Source organism: Burkholderia sp. SRS-W-2-2016, assembly GCF_001931485.1.
In the GTDB taxonomy this organism is placed as follows: domain Bacteria; phylum Pseudomonadota; class Gammaproteobacteria; order Burkholderiales; family Burkholderiaceae; genus Paraburkholderia.
The window spans coordinates 48,752-66,019 of the sequence record NZ_MSDV01000015.1 but is presented as its reverse complement, the minus strand read 5'-3'; the positions used below and the strand labels follow the sequence as shown (position 1 = coordinate 66,019).

At 67.4% G+C, this 17,268-nt stretch carries 15 protein-coding genes; 7 read left to right on the top strand and 8 right to left on the bottom strand.

Features of this window, described 5'->3' with window-relative positions; genetic code table 11:
* The first annotated feature begins 260 nt into the window (after positions 1-260).
* From BTH42_RS05065 to BTH42_RS05035, 7 genes are all read left to right on the top strand, one after another.
* Entirely contained in the window at positions 261-1,202 is a 942-nt protein-coding gene (locus tag BTH42_RS05065; protein ID WP_075296424.1) for a UDP-2,3-diacylglucosamine diphosphatase, read from the top strand.
* Between the two features lie 60 nt (positions 1,203-1,262).
* Complete coding sequence (locus BTH42_RS05060) at positions 1,263-2,294, top strand: glycosyltransferase family 1 protein (protein WP_075296436.1); 1,032 nt, start codon at positions 1,263-1,265, stop codon at positions 2,292-2,294.
* A gap of 24 nt (positions 2,295-2,318) precedes the next feature.
* Positions 2,319-3,140 (top strand): diacylglycerol kinase, encoded by an 822-nt coding sequence (locus tag BTH42_RS05055; RefSeq protein WP_075296422.1) that lies wholly within the window; start codon positions 2,319-2,321, stop codon positions 3,138-3,140.
* 315 nt (positions 3,141-3,455) lie between these two features.
* Positions 3,456-4,181 carry a TetR/AcrR family transcriptional regulator gene (locus tag BTH42_RS05050; protein ID WP_075296420.1) on the top strand — a complete coding sequence of 242 codons (726 nt, stop codon included), beginning with the start codon at positions 3,456-3,458 and terminating at the stop codon, positions 4,179-4,181.
* Positions 4,182-4,184: 3 nt separating this feature from the next.
* Complete coding sequence (locus tag BTH42_RS05045; protein ID WP_075296418.1) at positions 4,185-4,772, top strand: TIGR00730 family Rossman fold protein; 588 nt, start codon at positions 4,185-4,187, stop codon at positions 4,770-4,772.
* 62 nt (positions 4,773-4,834) lie between these two features.
* The gene (locus BTH42_RS05040) at positions 4,835-5,581 is read left to right on the top strand and encodes an SDR family oxidoreductase (RefSeq protein WP_075296416.1); all 747 of its coding nucleotides are present in this window, start codon (positions 4,835-4,837) and stop codon (positions 5,579-5,581) included.
* Positions 5,582-5,862: 281 nt separating this feature from the next.
* Positions 5,863-7,791 (top strand): glycosyltransferase family 39 protein, encoded by a 1,929-nt coding sequence (locus BTH42_RS05035; RefSeq protein ID WP_075296414.1) that lies wholly within the window; start codon positions 5,863-5,865, stop codon positions 7,789-7,791.
* A gap of 35 nt (positions 7,792-7,826) precedes the next feature.
* On the opposite strand, the gene BTH42_RS05030 is transcribed toward BTH42_RS05035, so the two are convergent.
* The 8 genes from BTH42_RS05030 to kdpC form a co-directional block, all read right to left on the bottom strand.
* Positions 7,827-8,387, bottom strand: a complete 561-nt coding sequence (locus BTH42_RS05030; protein WP_372237239.1) for a DUF924 family protein — start codon at positions 8,385-8,387, stop codon at positions 7,827-7,829.
* Between the two features lie 160 nt (positions 8,388-8,547).
* Complete coding sequence (locus tag BTH42_RS05025; protein WP_075296410.1) at positions 8,548-8,961, bottom strand: group II truncated hemoglobin; 414 nt, start codon at positions 8,959-8,961, stop codon at positions 8,548-8,550.
* 76 nt (positions 8,962-9,037) lie between these two features.
* A complete protein-coding gene (locus tag BTH42_RS05020; protein WP_075296434.1) occupies positions 9,038-11,527 on the bottom strand; it encodes an ABC transporter permease in 2,490 nt (829 codons plus the stop codon).
* 122 nt (positions 11,528-11,649) lie between these two features.
* The gene (locus BTH42_RS05015; protein ID WP_075296432.1) at positions 11,650-12,261 is read right to left on the bottom strand and encodes a DUF4126 domain-containing protein; all 612 of its coding nucleotides are present in this window, start codon (positions 12,259-12,261) and stop codon (positions 11,650-11,652) included.
* 205 nt (positions 12,262-12,466) lie between these two features.
* Positions 12,467-12,787 (bottom strand): quaternary ammonium compound efflux SMR transporter SugE, encoded by a 321-nt coding sequence (sugE, locus tag BTH42_RS05010; protein ID WP_075296408.1) that lies wholly within the window; start codon positions 12,785-12,787, stop codon positions 12,467-12,469.
* A gap of 147 nt (positions 12,788-12,934) precedes the next feature.
* Positions 12,935-13,633, bottom strand: coding sequence for a two-component system response regulator KdpE (gene kdpE / locus BTH42_RS05005; RefSeq protein WP_075296406.1), 699 nt, complete (start codon positions 13,631-13,633; stop codon positions 12,935-12,937).
* Entirely contained in the window at positions 13,626-16,508 is a 2,883-nt protein-coding gene (locus tag BTH42_RS05000; RefSeq protein WP_075296404.1) for a DUF4118 domain-containing protein, read from the bottom strand. Before BTH42_RS05000 ends, kdpE begins: the two co-directional genes overlap by 8 nt.
* A gap of 176 nt (positions 16,509-16,684) precedes the next feature.
* Positions 16,685-17,263 carry a potassium-transporting ATPase subunit KdpC gene (gene kdpC, locus BTH42_RS04995; RefSeq protein WP_075296402.1) on the bottom strand — a complete coding sequence of 193 codons (579 nt, stop codon included), beginning with the start codon at positions 17,261-17,263 and terminating at the stop codon, positions 16,685-16,687.
* Between the last annotated feature and the right edge of the window lie 5 nt (positions 17,264-17,268).

Genomic DNA, 17,268 nt, shown 5'->3' with positions numbered 1-17,268 from the left:
GCAGCATTGATGGCTTCGGCCGTCATCGGACCGTTGCCGAACTGCTCAAGCAGTTCGGCCGGAATCGCCGGCAGTTGCACCGGCTGGGCTTTCGGTTTGCGAGGCATAAACTCTCCTTGGGAGCATGTTATGCCTTAAACACGAAATTCCTGACAGGCCCGCACCGACCCCCACCCAGTAATAAGAACTTCTCATGACTGTCACGCCGCAGTAACCCGCGCCCTGCCCAATACGGGACATCGCTACTCGCCGCGTGAGCCATGGACCCCAAATCGTCCGCGACTTCCCTGTTCCGTCAGACCGGCCCGAGCGTCGACTCCGTCGCGTTCCGCCCCGCCCCCGGTTCCGCCCAGCACGGCTTGCCGCTGCCGATCACCCCACCGCTCGACAGCGACACCGACCACTCCGACGACGGCCACGCCGACCCGCACCGCTATCGCACGATCTGGCTCTCCGACATCCATCTCGGCTCGAGCGGCTGCCAGGCCAACTATCTGCTCGATTTCCTGCGCCACAACGAATCGGAATACCTGTATCTCGTCGGCGACATCATCGACGGCTGGCAGCTGAAAAAAGGCTGGTACTGGCCGCAAGCCCACAACGACGTCGTGCAGAAAGTGCTGCGCAAAGCGCGCAAAGGCACGCAAGTGATCTACGTGCCCGGCAATCACGATGAAGCCGCCCGCCAGTTCTGCGACCTCGCGTTCGGCGACATCCACGTGCGCGGCGAAGCGTTTCACACCACGCTCGCCGGCAAGCGTCTGTGGATCGTGCACGGCGATCTGTTCGACGGCGTGATCCAGCACGCGAAATGGCTCGCCTATCTCGGCGACACCCTCTACACGATGATCCTCGTGCTGAACCGCTGGTTCAACCGGATCCGCAGCAAGCTCGGCTTTCCGTACTGGTCGCTGTCGCAGTACCTGAAGCACCAGGTGAAGAACGCGGTCAATTTCATCTCGTCGTTCGAGCGCGTGATGACCGACGAAGCGCGCCGGCGCGGCTGCGACGGCGTCGTCTGCGGACACATCCACAAAGCCGAAATGCGCGAGATCGACGGCGTGCTCTATTGCAACGACGGCGACTGGGTCGAAAGTCTGTCGGCCCTCGTCGAGACCTACGACGGCGAACTCAAGGTGATCTACTGGACCGCGCTGCGCGCGCCGCAGGAAAGCACGCACAAAGTCCGCGCCACCGCCTGAGCCCATCTCCCCCACCGCTTCCCCTCCACTTCCACAGGGCCCGCAGCGATGAACAAAGCGATGAAGATCATGATCGTCACCGACGCATGGGAGCCGCAGGTCAACGGCGTCGTGCGTACGCTGAAGAACACCCGGCGCGAACTGCTCGCGCTCGGCCATCAGGTCGATCTGCTGACGCCGCTCGAATTCAGAACGGTGCCCTGCCCGACCTATCCGGAGATCCGTCTGTCGCTGCTGCCGCGCCGCAAGCTGCGCGAACGCATCAGCCAGTTCGCGCCCGACGCGCTGCATATCGCGACCGAAGGCCCGCTCGGCATGGCCGCGCGCGCATACGCGTTGCAGCACAAGCTGCCGTTTACGACCGCCTATCACACGCGCTTTCCCGAGTACGTGCAGGCGCGCTTCCGGATTCCGCTCGCGGCCACCTACCGGTTCCTGCACTGGTTCCACAAGCCGTCGCTCGCGGTGATGGCGCCGACGCCGGTCGTCAAACAGGATCTCGAGAAGTTCGGCTTCACCAACGTCGTGCTGTGGACGCGCGGCGTCGACCTGGAGATCTTCCGGCCGATGGACTCGAAGGTGCTCAACACCGCGCGGCCGATCTTCCTGTACGTGGGGCGCGTCGCGGTCGAGAAAAATGTCGAGGCGTTTCTGCAGCTCGATCTGCCCGGCTCGAAGTGGGTCGCCGGCGAAGGTCCGGCGCTCGCCGAACTGAAGTCGCGCTACCCGCAGGTCAACTATCTCGGCGTGCTGTCGCAGGATGAGCTCGCGAAGGTCTACGCGGCCGCCGACGTGTTCGTGTTCCCGAGCCGCACCGATACGTTCGGGCTGGTGCTGCTCGAAGCGCTCGCGTGCGGCACGCCGGTGGCCGCCTATCCGGTCACCGGTCCGATCGACGTGCTCGGCAACGGCGGCGCCGGCGCGATGCACGAGGACCTGCGCGAAGCCTGCCTCGCGGCGCTGAAGATCGACCGGCGCGAGGCGCGCGCGTGGGCCGAGCGCTTCTCGTGGGCGGCGGCGTCCGCGCAGTTCGCCGCGCATCTGAAACCGCGCCACCGCGAGAGCTATAGCGAGGAGAGCGCCGCCGCCTGAGTGGCGACGCGCGCGAAGCCTCCCATGCGAAGCAGCCAATCCAGCAATCAACGCGCGGCGAGCGGCGAGTTGCAGACGGTCGATACCGCTCCCGATACCGCAAGCGTCGAACCGTTCGACGACGTCCGCGAACCGGACCTGCCCGGGCAGGCCGCGGCGGGGCAACGCATGAACGGCGCGAAGGATGCGACCGGTTCAAACGGTTCAAATGGTGCCAGCGGTGCGAGTGGTACGATCGGTGCCAACGGCATCAGCCCCCCGAACAGCACCAGAATGAGCATGAGCAGTCCGAACGACCTGAGCGCCACGCACACCACGCACACCGCGCGCCACGCTGCCGGCAGCGCCCGCGCCTCGGATCAGGACCGCGCAGAACACCCTGCGCCCGGCCCGACCGTCGACGTCCCCCACGAACCCCTCAGCCCCGACGACCCGCTCGCGCCGCTGCCGTTCAATCCATACAAAGGCAACCGCGGCCTCACGCGCGCGTGGCACGCGATGAAAAATTCGCTGGCCGGTTTCCGCGTGGCGATTCGCGAGGAAAGCGCGTTTCGTCAGGAACTGACGCTCGCCGCGATCCTGATTCCGTGCGGGCTGATCGTGCCGGTCGAGCCGGTGTCGCGCGTGCTGCTGCTCGGCTCGGTGTTGCTGGTGCTGATCGTCGAGCTGCTCAATTCGAGCGTCGAAGCGGCGATCGACCGGATCTCGCTCGAACGTCACGAGCTGTCGCGCCGCGCGAAGGATCTCGGCAGCGCGGCGGTGATGGTTGCGCTCGGCATGTGCGTGATGACGTGGGCGGTGATCGTCGGACCGCTGGTCGTGCACTGGCTGCGCGAGTGGTTGTAAATCTGAACGTCGTAGCGGATCGATCCGCTACGCGTCGCACGCAACCCACGCACATCGATCACGTCGCGCGCCGTCCCGGTAAATGAAAATCCGCATCGGCGGTTGGGTATTAGAACGCTCGGTTTATAATCGTTCGACAGTCTCACGGAACTGCGCGGGTCCCCTGCAATACCGCCCGCGCACGCTGCCCTTTCGAGGGGCCCGCCGCACCGCGACGGGTTCGTGAGCGCTCAACATACCAACCGTATCCGGGTGGACCACGCAGCCGCGGCATGCCGCTACGCGCCCAGCCCGGCATAACCAGGGCCGGACGACATGGAAGCCAAACCTCCCCGCCGCACGCGCGAACGGATTCTCGAACTCTCGTTGAAGCTGTTCAACGAAATCGGCGAGCCGAACGTCACGACGACGACCATCGCCGAGGAAATGGAAATCAGTCCAGGCAACCTGTACTACCACTTCCGCAACAAAGACGACATCATCAACAGCATCTTCAGCCAGTTCGAGCAGGAGATCGAAAAGCGTCTGCGTTTCCCCGACGACCATCGCGCGACGATCGACGAAATGTGGTCGTATCTGCAGTACATGGTCGACTTCACCTGGCGCTACCGCTTCCTGTACCGCGACCTGAACGATCTGCTCGCGCGCAACCGCACGCTCGAGACGCACTTCAAGCAGATCATCAGCCACAAGGTGCGCTTCGCGAGCCAGTTCTGCGAGCAGCTGGTCGCCGACGGCGAAATGGTCGCGACGCCGCAGGAGCTGCAGGTGATCGCGACCAACGTCGGCGTGATCGGCACCTACTGGCTGTCGTACCAGTTCGTGATGAACCCGCGCAAATACAACGAGCAGGAAGCGATCCGCGCGGAACTGCACCAGGTGAGCGTGCAGATCGTGTCGCTGATGGCGCCGTATCTGCGCGGCCGCTCACGGCAGATCTTCGACGACCTCGTGTCGGGCAAGCTGCCCAAGCGTGAGTTTTACGACTACCTGCCGCCCCGGGAAGGCGCCGCGCCGCGCAACGAATCGAAGGATGTTTAAGCAATGAAGGCTGTGTGTGTGTATTGCGGCTCCTCGATGGGAGCCAAACCTGTCTATGCGGAAGCGGCGCGCGCGTTCGGCCGCGCGCTGGTCGAAGCGGATCTCGCATTGATCTACGGCGGCGGCAAGGTGGGCCTGATGGGCGTGATCGCCGATACCGTGATGGCGGAAGGCGGCCGCGCGATCGGCGTGATTCCCGAACTGCTGGTCGACAAGGAAGTCGGCCATAACGGGCTGACCGAGCTGCACGTGGTGCCCGACATGCATCACCGCAAGAAGATGATGGCCGAGCTGTCGGACGCGTTCGTCGCGATGCCGGGCGGCGCGGGCACGCTCGAGGAACTGTTCGAGGTCTTCACGTGGGCGCAGCTCGGTTATCACGGCAAGCCGGTCGCACTACTGAATACCGGCCACTTCTACGAGCCGCTGTTCCGTCTGCTGCAACACACGATCGACGAAGGCTTCATGCGCAAGACCTATCTCGACATGCTGCAGATCGACGCCGACCCCGTTGCGCTGATCGGCAAGCTGCAACGCTACCAGCCGCCTGTCAGCGACAAGTGGGCCGTGGTTCAGAGCGACGCGATCTGAACCACCGCCGCGCCGGGTAATGCGAGCATCGAGCGAATTCCACTCCGAACGATGAGGTTGCAATGACGAAAGCGGTTTTGATCACCGGCGGCAGCCGCGGCATCGGCCGCGCGACCGCGCGTCTGCTCGGCGAGCGCGGCTGGTGCGTCGGTGTGAACTACGTGCGCGATCTGGCCGCCGCGCAGCAGAGCGTCGCCGAAGTCGAGCGCTCGGGCGGCCGCGCGCTGCCGATCGCCGGCGACGTCGCGAACGAAGCCGACGTGATCGCGATGTTCGATACGTTGCAACAGCACTTCGGCCGCGTCGATGCGCTCGTCAACAACGCCGGCATCGTCGCGCCGTCGAGTCAGCTCGCCGACATGGATTTCGCGCGCCTGAAGCGGATGTTCGACGTCAATGTGCTCGGCGCCTACCTGTGCGCGCGCGAAGCGGCGCGGCGCATGTCGACGCAGCGCGGCGGCGCGGGCGGCGTGATCGTCAATGTGTCGTCGGCGGCGGCGCGCCTCGGCTCGCCGAACGAATACGTCGATTACGCGGGCTCGAAAGGCGCGATCGATACGATGACGCTCGGCCTCGCGAAGGAGCTCGGCCCGCAGGGCGTGCGCGTGAACGCGGTGCGCCCGGGCCTGATCGATACCGAGATCCATGCGAGCGGCGGCAAGCCCGAGCGGGCCGCGCAACTGGGCGCGACCACGCCGCTCGGCCGGCCCGGCAGCGCCGACGAAGTCGCCGAGTCAATCGCCTGGCTGCTGGACGACGCGGCCTCGTATGTGACCGGCGCGCTGATCGACGTCTCCGGCGGCCGCTGAACGGCGCCACCACCGTGTGGCCCAGGCGCGGCCCACAGCGGCCGCGCGGTTGTTTTCCTCCGTCGCTTTTCCACTTCCCCTCCCCGCTTTCCGCTGAATTTGCGTCGCTCCGATACGCAGCGAACACAGCCGCGCAGGAATCGGCCGCGCCTGCTCTCCAGCCGTAATCTTCGGTAATAAACCGGCGCTAGAATCGTCCGGTGCGCCTGCGGTCATCGGCCACGCATACAAAAAACACCACTGCGCGGCCGATGCCGCCGCGCATGCCGATAGAGACTTCCATGCAAGAACAGCAGCCCGCGCGCTGGCACGCGGACCATGCGATCACGGCGGCCCCGACGCTGGTCACGTCGGTCACATCGGCTACCTCGAACCCCGCCGGCGGCGGCACGCCGGCACCGCACCCCGCCGACTCAGCCAATACCGCCGGCAGCAGCACCCGGGGCGGCCGTCACGCGCGCGGCCTGCAACGCTGGCGCCGGCTCGCGGCGAGCGAAGCTTTGCTGTGGCTGGTCGCCGTGGCGATCCTGTGCGCCTGGCTGCTGCCCGGCATCCTCGGCCACGATCCGTGGAAGCAGGACGAGACCTACACGTTCGGCATCGTCCAGCACATGCTCGACACCGGCGACCTCGTGGTGCCGACCAATGCGGGCCAGCCGTTCGTCGAAAAACCGCCGATCTACGACTGGGTCGCCACCGGCCTCGCGTGGATGCTCGGCCGCTACCTGCCGCTGCACGACGCCGCGCGTCTGGCGAGCGCGCTGTTCGCCGGCCTGACGGTCTATTACACCGCGCGGGTCGCTCGCCGCGCGCTCGGCGCGGCGAGCTGGTTCGACCTGCGGGTGATCGGCGCGCTCGCGCTGTTCGGCGGCGCGCCGGTCGTCGTCAAACACGTGCACGACATGATGACCGACGTCGCGCTGATGGCCGGCGCCGCGCTGGGCTTCTGCGGGCTGTTCGAACTGGTGCTCGCGCAGCTGCGCGACGATCCGCGCGCCGCCCACTATTGCTCCATAGCGGCAACGCCGCCGGCCCAACCGCTGTCCGCGCGCGAGCGTCGTCACGTGTTACTCAGCGGCGCGGCGATGTTCGGCGCGACCACCTGCGCGCTGCTCGCGCTCTATCCCTCATGCCGCAGCCGCCGCTTCGCCAAAGCGCTCGGCGTCGCCGCGCTGGTCTGCGCGCCGTTCGCGCTGATCTGGCCGGTCTGCTTCTATCTGCGCTCCGAGGCGCTCTTCAAGGTCTGGCTGTGGGATAACAACGTCGGCCGTTTCTTCGGTTTTTCCGTGGCCAAACTCGGCTCCGAAAACGAAAGCCGTCTGTTCGTGCTGCGCACCGTGCTGAGCATCGGTTTCCCGGTCGTGCCGCTGGCACTGGCCGCGCTCGCGGGCGGCGCGTGGCGGCGCTGGCGCGAGCCGGGCGTCGCGTTGCCGCTGCTGTTCGCCGGCATCGGCTTCGCGGTGCTGCAGAGTTCGGCGACGGTGCGCGAGCTGTACATCCTGCCGTTCATCGCGCCGCTCGCGCTGCTCGCGATGCAGGGCGTCGAGCGTTTGCCCGCGCGGCTGCATGCCGGTTGGGACATCGCGAGCCGGGTGCTGTTCGGCAGCGCGGCCGCGCTAGTGTGGCTCGTCTGGTCGATCATGACCAGCGCGGCCGGCACGCATGCATCGCTGCATCGGCTCGGGCGCTGGCTGCCGCTCGACTGGGTGCTGCCGGTCCAGCCGGTGCCGATCGCCGGCGCGCTGCTGCTCACGTGCGGCTGGCTGTGGCTGCTGCCGTCGTTCAAATACGCGGGCAAATGGCGCGGCGCGCTCAGCTGGTGCGCGGGTGCAATGCTCGCGTGGGGGCTCGTCAGCACGTTGCTGCTGCCGTGGCTCGACTACGCGAAGAGCTACCGGTCGGTGTTCCAGCAGCTCGGCGCGAAGCTGGATATCGAATGGAATGACGGCGACTGCATGGCCAGCGTCGGTCTGGGCGAATCCGAAGCGCCGATGCTCTACTACTTCACCCACATCGAGCATCAGCCGGTCAGCGACCCGCACACCACCGCGTGCACCTGGCTGATTCAGGAAAGTCACCGCGACAACGTCGCCGCGCCGCCCGGCGAGTGGCGTCTGTTCTGGTCCGGCACGCGTCCGGGCGATACGGATGAAGTGTTGCGGGTATTCGTGCGCACGCCGGCGGCGGGCACCGTGCGCGGCGACGATTGATCAGGAGGACGGAATGCTTGCGAGTGGCGCCGATCTCAGAACGACGATCCCGGCTCGCGCAGAAACGCCGTTTCCTCGTCGCTCGATATGCGCCCGAGCAGCCCATTGCGATGCGGAAAGCGCCCGAATCGCTCGATGATTTCCGCGTGCCGCACCGCATAGCGGTAGTAAGACCCGGCACCCGGCTCCGCGTCCAGCGCCTTGAAGAGCCGCAGCGATTCCTGCTGGCTCGCCGGCGTTTCGTCGTGTTCGAACGGCAGATACACGAACGCGCGCTGATGCGGGCCCGGCAGCAGCCGGTCGGCGCCGCTCGCGATCATCCGTTGCGCGACTTCGAGCGCCTTGCGATCGGCGGCGAACGCGCGCGCGGTATTGCGATGGCAGTTGCGCGAAAACTGGTCGAGCACGATCACCAGCGCGAGCGCGCCGAGCGGCGTCGCCTGCCAGGCATCGAGCGCGCCGTCGTTGGCCGCGTCGATCAGGTCTGCGAAGCGCTCGCGCAGCATCGTGTCGACCGCGTCGTTGCGGGAGAACCAGAGCTTGCGTTCGGTGCCGTATTCCGGCGCGCCCGGTGCGCCGAACCAGCAGTCCAGCACTTCGCGGGCGCGCGCAGGGAGTGCGGCGTAGTCGGCCGCGAAGTTATATGCGCAAGCGGATTGGGAGCCGGACGCGGATGCCGGGACAGGCACGGCACCGGCAGCTGACGCCGCCGCGGCAGCGCCTACGTCCGCAGCCGGTTTGCCAGCCCCCGCTTCGTCAGCCATTGCGATTGCGCATCCAGTCCGCGGTCTCGAAAAACGAGCCGAGCAGCCGTTCACGCAGCGGCTCGGCCAGACCGATGTCTTCCATCGCCCAGGCCATGCAGCGCAGCCACTGATCGCGCTCGCTCGACGCGATCGCGAACGGCATATGCCGCGCGCGCAGCCGCGGATGGCCGAAGCGGCTGATGTAATGATCGGGGCCGCCGAGCCAGCCGCACAGGAACCAGAACAGCTTGTCGCGCGAGCCTTCGAGCGAGTCCGGATGCAGCGCGCGAATCCCGGCGAAATCCGCCTCGAGATCCATCAGGTCGTAAAACCGGTCGACCAGTTCGCGCACGCGCGCCTCGCCGCCCACCAGTTCGAAAGCGGTCGGCTTCGCCACCGACGCTTCGTCGTTCAAATCGCTCATACCCTGCTCATCAACCAGATAAAAAACTCACGGCGCGCCGCCCGAACGCGCGAACACGCCAACACCCACGCAGCACTCACGCATCGCGCAGCGACTGCAAAGCCGGCCGCGCCAACACGTGCCGCAGACTCAACCAGCCGCCGACGCCCGCGCATGCGATCCCCGCGGCAATCCCCGCCGGCAGCAGCCACGGATCGAAGTCCAGATAGAACTCGAACACCCGCGTGGCCAGCACCGACCCGACGATCTGCGCGCCGAGCGCCGCCATCAGCCCGGCCAGCGCACCGACCGCGACGAATTCGGCGACCTGCACCGCGCGCACCTGCCGGTGCGACGCGCCGAGCGCGCGCAGCAGCGCGGATTCTCGCATACGCTCGTCGCGCGTGCCGGCCAGCGCCGCGTACAGCACCAGCACGCCGGCCGCGAGCGTGAACGCGAACAGGAACTGCACCGCGCCGATCACCTGCTGCAACACCCGCTGCACCTGCGCGAGGATCGGGCCCGTATCGATCGCGGTGAGGTTCGGATAGGTGCCGACGAGGCCGTCGATGGTCGCCTGCCGGTCCGCCGGCAGATGGAAGCTGGTGATGAAGGTGGCCGGGAAATCCTGCAACGCGGCGGGCGGCATCAGCACGAAGAAGTTGACCTTGAACGAACCCCAATCGAGCTTGCGCACACTGGTGACCGGCGCGTCGACCGTCAGCCCGGTCACGTCGAAGCGCAGCACGTCGCCGGGCTTCACGTTGATCAGCTTCGCGAGGCCCTGTTCGATCGAGATCTGCGGCTTGGTCGTGTCGCCGAACCAGTCGCCCGCGACGATCCGGTTGTCGTCGGGCAACTGCGTCGTGTAGGACAGATTGAACTCGCGGTCGACCAGCCGGCGCGCGTCGTCGCCCTTGAACGAATCCGGGTTCACCGCCTTGCCGTTGATCGCGACGAGCCGCCCGCGCACCATCGGCGACAGCGCCACGTCGGCGATCCCATGCGCGTCCAGATAGTGAGTGACCGGGTCGCGCTGATCGGGCTGAATATCGATGATGAACTCGTTCGGCGCATCGGGCGGCGTCGATTTGCGCCAGCCCTGCACGAGGTCGTTGCGGGTCATCGCGATCAGCAGCAGACACATCAGGCCGATGCCGAGCGCGGTGATCTGCAATGCGCTCGCGCTGCTGCGCCGCTCCAGCGATGCCAGCGCATAACGCCAGCCGATCCCCGCATTCACGCGCTCGCTGCGCACGAGCCGCGCCGCGCCCCACAGCGCAAGACGCGCGACGATCGCGAACACCAGCAGCCCGCCCGCGAACCCGCCCGCGACGATCCCGCCGAGCTTCAGCTCGCCCGCCGCGAGAATCAGCAGCCCGGCGAACAGCACGATGCCGAGCGCGTACGCGGCCCACGCGGTGCGCCCCGCCTCGCCCCATTCGCGGCGCAGCACCCGCACCGGCGGCACGCGCGTCAACGGCAGCAGCGGCGGCAGCGCGAAACCGAGCAGCAGCACGAGGCCGGCCGCGATGCCTTCGAGCGCGGGCCACAGCGTCGGCTGCGGCAGCACCACGTCGATCAGCCCGCCGAGCCACGTCAGCAGCGCGAGATGGCCGAGATAGCCGAGCGCGACACCCAGCGCCCCGCCGATCAAACCCAGCCCGACGAATTCGAGCGTGAACAGCGCGCGCAGCGCGGCCTGGCTCACGCCGAGACAGCGCATCGCCGCGCAGCTATCCAGGTGCCGGCGCATGTAGCGATGCGCGGCCATCGCGATCGCGACCGCGGCGAGCAGCGCGGTCAGCAGCGACACCAGCGTCAGGAAGTGGCCGGCGCGATCGAGCGTCTGGCGCACCTGCGGCTGGCCGTCCTGCAACGACTCCAGCGCGACGCCGCGCATCTTGCCGCCGTCGACGTGCTGATGCGCGAACTGCGTGAACCGCGCGACCGCGTCGTCCGCACCGGCGACCAGCAGGCGATAGGTGACGCGGCTGCCGTAGGTGATCAGGCCGGTCGATTGCACGTCGTCGGCGCGCAACATCAGGCGCGGCGAGAAGTTGACGAACGAGAAGCCGCGATCGAGTTCGCGCGTGATCAGCGCGCCGATCGTGAAGTTGCGACTGCCTACTTTCACCGTGTCGCCGACCTTCAGCTTCAGCGCGTCGAGCAGTTGCTGATCGACCCACACGGTGCCGGGCGCCGGAATCGCGCTGGCCGGATGCTCGGGCGCGCCAGTCCCTGACGCGATACGCAGCGCGCCGCGCAACGGATAGCCGGGCGACACCGCCTTCACGGCGGCGAGCCGCGACACCGGCTGCGCGCCGGTCGAATTGATCATGCTCGGGAAGATCGCGGTGGTCGCGGTATGCAAACCGAGCCGCTGCGCTTCGGCCGCGAACAGCGGATCGACCGGATGATCGGCGCGCACGATGAAGTCGGCGGCAATCATGCGCCGCGCATCGCGCTCGAGTCCCTGATGCAGCCGGTCGGCCAGAAAGCCGACACTCGACAACGCCGCGACGGCCAGCACCAGCGCCAGCAGCAGCATCGTCAGCTCGCCCGCGCGCCAGTCGCGCGCGCTCATCCGGATCGCCTGGCGCAGCAGATCCGCGCCGCCCAGCCGGCGCGCCGGCACCGGCCGCGCCGCCGCTGTTTTCGGTCCAGCCCCTGCGTCAGCGCGCGCCGTAGAACCTCGTTTTACTTCGCTCAATCGTGCCTGCTCCTCGCAAATCGCGACACCATGTGCGTGGCCATGCCGCGGAAACCGCCCTGCACGCCACGCCACAACCGCGGCAACAGCCAGGCCGCGAGCAGCAGAAAGCCTACCATCAGCACGAGAAAGAGGAGCGGCACGAATAGCGCGAGCAGCACGCCGCCGAACACGAGGCCATCCTCGGCGGTCGACGTGACCACGTTCGACACCGGCTCCGGCGACAGATTGATCAGCGCGCGCGTGCCGGCTTTGGCCAGATGCGCGGTGCCTGCGAGCGTGCCGCCGGCGAGCGCGGCGACCGTCAGCAATGCCGGATCGCCGTGACCGAGCGCGCCGGCCGCGAGCACCGCGCCGGCCGGAATGCGGATGAAGGTGTGGATCGCGTCCCACAGCGAATCGAACGCGGGGATCTTGTCGGCGAAGAATTCGGCGAGCGTCAGCACGGCCGCCGCGCCGATCACCCACGGCGAGGACAGCGCGGACAGCGTATTGGGAAGATGGATCAGGCCGAGACGTTCGAACACGCCAGCCAGCAGCACCGTCAGATAGAGGCGCAGACCGCTGCCCCAGGACAGGCCAGCAGCAAGCGAAAGGGATTCAAGCATGGTCGCCTCCATGCGCTTTGTGCGTGCCGGACACCGACGCGGGGACGGAAAAATCTCTCGCCGAACTCGCCGGAAGCGCCGGCCGGCCGCGTCAACCACACCGCGGACAAGGTCAGGTCGGGTTCTGTCTCATTATAGCCACGTTAATTCGCAGAACGTAGAGCCTTCCAGCGGCGGTGTGGCGCACGCGACAAAGGCTGTCGCGTCAATGACCGGACGACAGCTTCAGCCCGATCAAGCCGATCACGATCAGCGCGGCGCTGGCCACGCGCGCGAGCGTCAGCGCCTCGCCCATCATCACGACGCCGAACACGAACGCGCCGACCGCGCCGATTCCGGTCCACACCGCATAGGCGGTGCCGAGCGGCAACTGACGCATCGCGATCGCGAGCAGCACGAAGCTGCCGAGCGCGGTCACGACGGTGAACACCGACGGCCAGAAACGGGTGAAACTTTCGGAGGTTTTGAGACCGGCCGCCCACGCGACTTCGAGCAAACCGGCGATCAGCAGAAGAAACCAGGACATCGGGACAGCTCCATAAAGAATGGGGCCGTCCCCGATGATCGATGCGAGCGTAAGGTCGTCCTTACGTCGGGAGGGATTATAGCGGAGCGGGATTGTGGCGGCCGGCGGGGCTTATGACCGGACTTACGGCCGGACTTACGGCGAGACCTACGCCGCGCCGACCAGCCGGTAACCGACCCCCGTCTCTGTGACGATATGCTCCGGCTGCGCCGGATCGCGCTCCAGCTTGCCGCGCAGATGCCCCATATAGATGCGCAGATAGTGGTTGCTCTCGACATGCGACGGCCCCCACACGTCGCGCAGCAACTGCCGGTGCGTGAGCACGCGGCCGGCGTGGCGCACCAGCGTCGCGAGCAGCCGGTATTCGATCGGCGTCAGATGGATCGGCGCGCCGTCGCGGGTGACCTTGCGCAAGGCCAGATCGACGGTCACCGCGCCGAAGCTCACCTGCGGCGACTCGTTCGTGCCGCCGTGATTGCGCCGCCGCAGATGCGCGCGAATCCGCGCGAGCAGCTCTGAGACGCCGAAGGGCTTGGTCAGGTAATCGTCGGCGCCGGCATCGAGCGCGGCGACTTTCTCGCTTTCCTGGGTACGCGCCGACAGCACGATCACCGGCAGCTCGCTCCAGCCGCGCAACTCGCGAATCACTTCGAGGCCGTCGGTATCGGGCAGGCCGAGATCGACGATCACCAGATCGGGCTTGCGCGTCGCCGCTTCGACGAGCCCCTGCTTGCCGGTTTCGGCGTCGTACACGGCGATCCCCTCGCCTTCGAGCGCGGTGCGCACGAAGCGGCGAATCTGTTTTTCGTCTTCGATCAGAACGACGGTGATGCTCGGGTCACTCATGGGCGGGTCGGCTCAGCGGGTGGAGATCGGCGGCGGGGTCTTCGCTTCCGTTCTGGACTTCGTCCTGGTTTTCGGCTTCGTGTTCGTCTTCCAGCACATCGGGCGCGTCGGGCGGTGTATTGACCGGCAGCGTGAACCAGAAGCGCGCGCCTTCGACGCCACCGTCAGGGCCGGGCCGGTTCAGCGCGCCGATTGTACCGCCGTGCGCATCGACGATCGCACGGCAGATCGCGAGCCCGAGACCGATGCCCGGTTTCGCCGACTCCTTCTCGCCGCGCGTGAATTTCTCGAACACGCGCGCTTCCATGCCGGCGGGCAGGCCCGGGCCGTGGTCGTCGATCGTCACGCGCACGAACGGCGCGCCGTCGGCATCGATCTGCTGCGCGCCGATCGCGAGCGGCGTGCCGGCCGCGGTGTATTTCGCGGCGTTCTCCAACAGGTTCGAGAACAGCCGCTCCATCAACACCGCGTCGAGGTGCAGCAGCGGCAGATCGGCCGGCAGCGTGACCCGCACCGGATGACCCGCCAGCACGCGCTTGCACGCACGCAGCGCGGCGCCGACGGTTTCCTCCAGCAACGTCCATTGCTGGTTCAGTTGCAGGCGGCCGGCCTGCAGCCGCGCCATGTCGAGCAGATTGGTGACGATGCCGGTCATGCGCAGCGCTTCTTCGTGGATCGCCTCGACGAGTTCGTCGCTGCGTTCGGCGGCGGCCTGAGTCTGTGCTTCGGTTGCTTCATTGCTCTGCCGCGTCTGCGCCAGCATCGACGAAAAGCCGACGATCGTCGTCAGCGGCGTGCGCAAATCGTGCGAGATCGCCGACAGCAGCGAATTGCGCAGCCGCTCCGATTCCATATTGACGAGCGCATCGCGGGCGATATCGACGTAATGCACGCGCTCTAGCGCCAGCGCGATCTGCGCGGCGAACGCATCGAGCATGCGGCGCTGCTCGGGCACCGCGAGTTCATGCTCGTCGCGCACCACCACGCCGAGCACGCCGCGCGTGCGCATCGGCGCCTTCAGCGGCAGATACAGCGCGGCGGCCGCCGGCAACGTATCGGTGCTGTGGCCGGCCGGCTTCTGCTGGTCGTAGACCCACTGACCGACATCGAGATCGAGCTGTTCGCCTTCGAGCGTGATCGCCGCGTCGGGATTCTCGATCTTCTGTCTGATCTGATCGGCGCTGTCCGGCAGCAGGATCGCGACGCGCGCGCCGAACACCTCGCTCACGTGCCGGCTGCCGATCCCGACGATCTGCTCGGTGGTCAACGCCGCGGCCAGCTCGCGCGCCATCTCGTACATCGCGCCGGTGCGCTGCTCGCGGCGTCGCGCGACGCTCGCCTCGCGGCGCAGGCTCGACGTCAGATGGCTGATCACCAGCGAGGTCAGCAACATGCCGAAGAACGTCAGTAAGTACTGCGTATCGGACACCGACAACGACATGCGCGGCGGCACGAAAAAGAAATCGAACGCGGCGACGCTCGCGAACGACAGCACCACCCCCGGCCCGCGCCCGAGCTTCACCGCGGTGAAGATCACGCCGAGCAGATACAGCATCACGAGGTTGGTCAGATCGATATGGTCGATCAGCCTGCTCGACAGCAGCGTGATCGCGGTGCCGATCGCCAGCGCGAGCGCATACGCGCGCGGCGGCGAGCGGCGCTCGCGCGCGGCGCTCAACGACTCGCGCCACGCGTTCGCGGTCGTGCTCAGCAAACGCTGTTGCGCGCCGCCATCGCGTTCGGACGACGCGCGGATCAGCGTCAGCTCCAGATCGCCGCTCTTCTCGGCGATGCGCTCGCCGAACGGCCGGCGCAGCCAGCGGCTCACGCCGGTGCGCGACGACGCGCCCGCGACCAGCTTCGACACGTTGCGCGCCTGCGCGTAGCCGATCAACGCGTCGAGCGCATCGGTGGCGGCCAGCGTCGCGGTCTCCGCGCCGAGTTCGGCGGCGAGCTTCAGCGCGTTCAGCGTGCGCTCGCGGCGCGCATCGGGCAGCCGCTGCAACGCCGGTGTTTCGACGTACACCGCGAGCCAGTCGGCTTTCAGGCTCGCCGCGAGCCGCGCCGCCGCGCGCACCAGCGCGGGCGCCTCCGGGCCGGGACCGACGCACACCAGCAGCCGTTCGCGCGCCTGCCACACGCGCTGGATCGAGCGGTCGGCGCGGTACTCGCGCATCTGCGCGTCGACGCGGTCGGCGGTGCGGCGCAACGCCAGTTCGCGCAGCGCGATCAGATTGCCCTTGCGAAAGAAGTTGCGCACCGCGCGCTCGGCCTGCTGCGGCATGTACACCTTGCCGTCGCGCATCCGGTCGAGCAGTTCTTCGGCGGGCAGATCGACCAGCGTGACTTCGTCAGCGTGATCGAACACCCGGTCGGGCACGGTCTCCCACACGCGGATCCCGGTGATCTGGCCGACCACGTCATTCAGGCTTTCGAGGTGCTGCACGTTGACCGTCGTATAGACGTCGATGCCCGCGTCGAGCAGTTCGTAGACGTCCTGCCAGCGCTTCAGATGGCGCGCGCCCTGCACGTTCGAATGCGCGAGTTCGTCGACGAGGATCAGTTGCGGCTTGCGCGCGAGCGCGGCATCGAGATCGAACTCGCCGAGCTGGCGGCCGCGATACTCGATCTGCGCGAGCGGCAGCACGTCGAGCCCCGCGAGCAGCGCGGCGGTCTCGCCGCGGCCATGCGTTTCGGCAATGCCGACCAGCACGTCGACGCCTTCTTCGATGCGGCGGCGCGCGGCCTGCAACATCGCATAGGTCTTGCCGACGCCGGCCGACGCGCCGAAGAAAATCTTCAGCCGGCCGCGCTGGCGCTTTTCTTCGTCGCGCTGCAGCTTGTCGAGCAATTCGTCTGGATCGGGGCGGTTCATGCTGAGGGTCGATTGATTCTCGTTGTGATGCGAGCGGCGCTCGCCTGCATGGTGGCACGGGCCGCGCCGGCCCGCAAATGGCGACGCGGCGCCGCGTGGGCGCCGCTGTGCCGCGATGAGCCGTGGCGATCACGCGCATCGGAGTGCGAACGATGCGCGTTCGGCATGTTCCCTCGTCAACCGCGCGTCATCTCATCCAGCGCGAGATTGAGCTTCAGCACGTTCACGCGCGGCTCGCCGAGCACGCCGAACTGGCGGCCCGTCGTATAGCGCTCGACCAGCGCCCGCACATCGTTCGGCGCGAGCTTGCGCGCATGGGCGACACGTTCGACCTGATACGCGGCCGCGGCCGGGCTGATCTCCGGATCGAGACCGCTGCCGGACGAGGTGACCAGATCGACCGGCACCGGGTGCGACATATCGGTGCCGGCCGCCTTCAGCGCGGCGAGCCGGCCCTTGATCTCGTCGAGCAGCGCCGGATTGTTCGGCCCGAGATTCGAGCCGCCCGAAGCCTGCGGGTTGTACGGCATCGGGCTGGTCGCCGACAGCCGGCCCCAGAAGTACTCCGGCGCATCGAACTGCTGGCCGATCAGCTGCGAGCCGACCACCTTGCCGTCGCGCTCGATCAGGCTGCCGTTGGCCTGCCGGTGAAACACCGCCTGGCCGAACGCGGTCATCACCGCGGGATACGCGAGTCCGGTGATGGCGGTCAGCACCACGAAGATCACCAGCAACGGACGTAACAGATTTTTCATGATGG

Excerpts from the sequence above, each read along its gene's own strand:
- BTH42_RS05065 (WP_075296424.1), top strand. The coding sequence starts at position 261 with ATGGACCCCAAATCGTCCGCGACTTCCCTGTTCCGTCAGACCGGCCCG.
- BTH42_RS05060 (WP_075296436.1), top strand. The coding sequence starts at position 1,263 with ATGAAGATCATGATCGTCACCGACGCATGGGAGCCGCAGGTCAACGGC.
- BTH42_RS05055 (WP_075296422.1), top strand. The coding sequence starts at position 2,319 with ATGCGAAGCAGCCAATCCAGCAATCAACGCGCGGCGAGCGGCGAGTTG.
- BTH42_RS05050 (WP_075296420.1), top strand. The coding sequence starts at position 3,456 with ATGGAAGCCAAACCTCCCCGCCGCACGCGCGAACGGATTCTCGAACTC.
- BTH42_RS05045 (WP_075296418.1), top strand. The coding sequence starts at position 4,185 with ATGAAGGCTGTGTGTGTGTATTGCGGCTCCTCGATGGGAGCCAAACCT.
- BTH42_RS05040 (WP_075296416.1), top strand. The coding sequence starts at position 4,835 with ATGACGAAAGCGGTTTTGATCACCGGCGGCAGCCGCGGCATCGGCCGC.
- BTH42_RS05035 (WP_075296414.1), top strand. The coding sequence starts at position 5,863 with ATGCAAGAACAGCAGCCCGCGCGCTGGCACGCGGACCATGCGATCACG.
- BTH42_RS05025 (WP_075296410.1), bottom strand. The coding sequence starts at position 8,961 with ATGAGCGATTTGAACGACGAAGCGTCGGTGGCGAAGCCGACCGCTTTC.
- BTH42_RS05020 (WP_075296434.1), bottom strand. The coding sequence starts at position 11,527 with ATGAGCGCGCGCGACTGGCGCGCGGGCGAGCTGACGATGCTGCTGCTG.
- BTH42_RS05015 (WP_075296432.1), bottom strand. The coding sequence starts at position 12,261 with ATGCTTGAATCCCTTTCGCTTGCTGCTGGCCTGTCCTGGGGCAGCGGT.
- sugE (WP_075296408.1), bottom strand. The coding sequence starts at position 12,787 with ATGTCCTGGTTTCTTCTGCTGATCGCCGGTTTGCTCGAAGTCGCGTGG.
- kdpE (WP_075296406.1), bottom strand. The coding sequence starts at position 13,633 with ATGAGTGACCCGAGCATCACCGTCGTTCTGATCGAAGACGAAAAACAG.
- BTH42_RS05000 (WP_075296404.1), bottom strand. The coding sequence starts at position 16,508 with ATGAACCGCCCCGATCCAGACGAATTGCTCGACAAGCTGCAGCGCGAC.
- kdpC (WP_075296402.1), bottom strand. The coding sequence starts at position 17,263 with ATGAAAAATCTGTTACGTCCGTTGCTGGTGATCTTCGTGGTGCTGACC.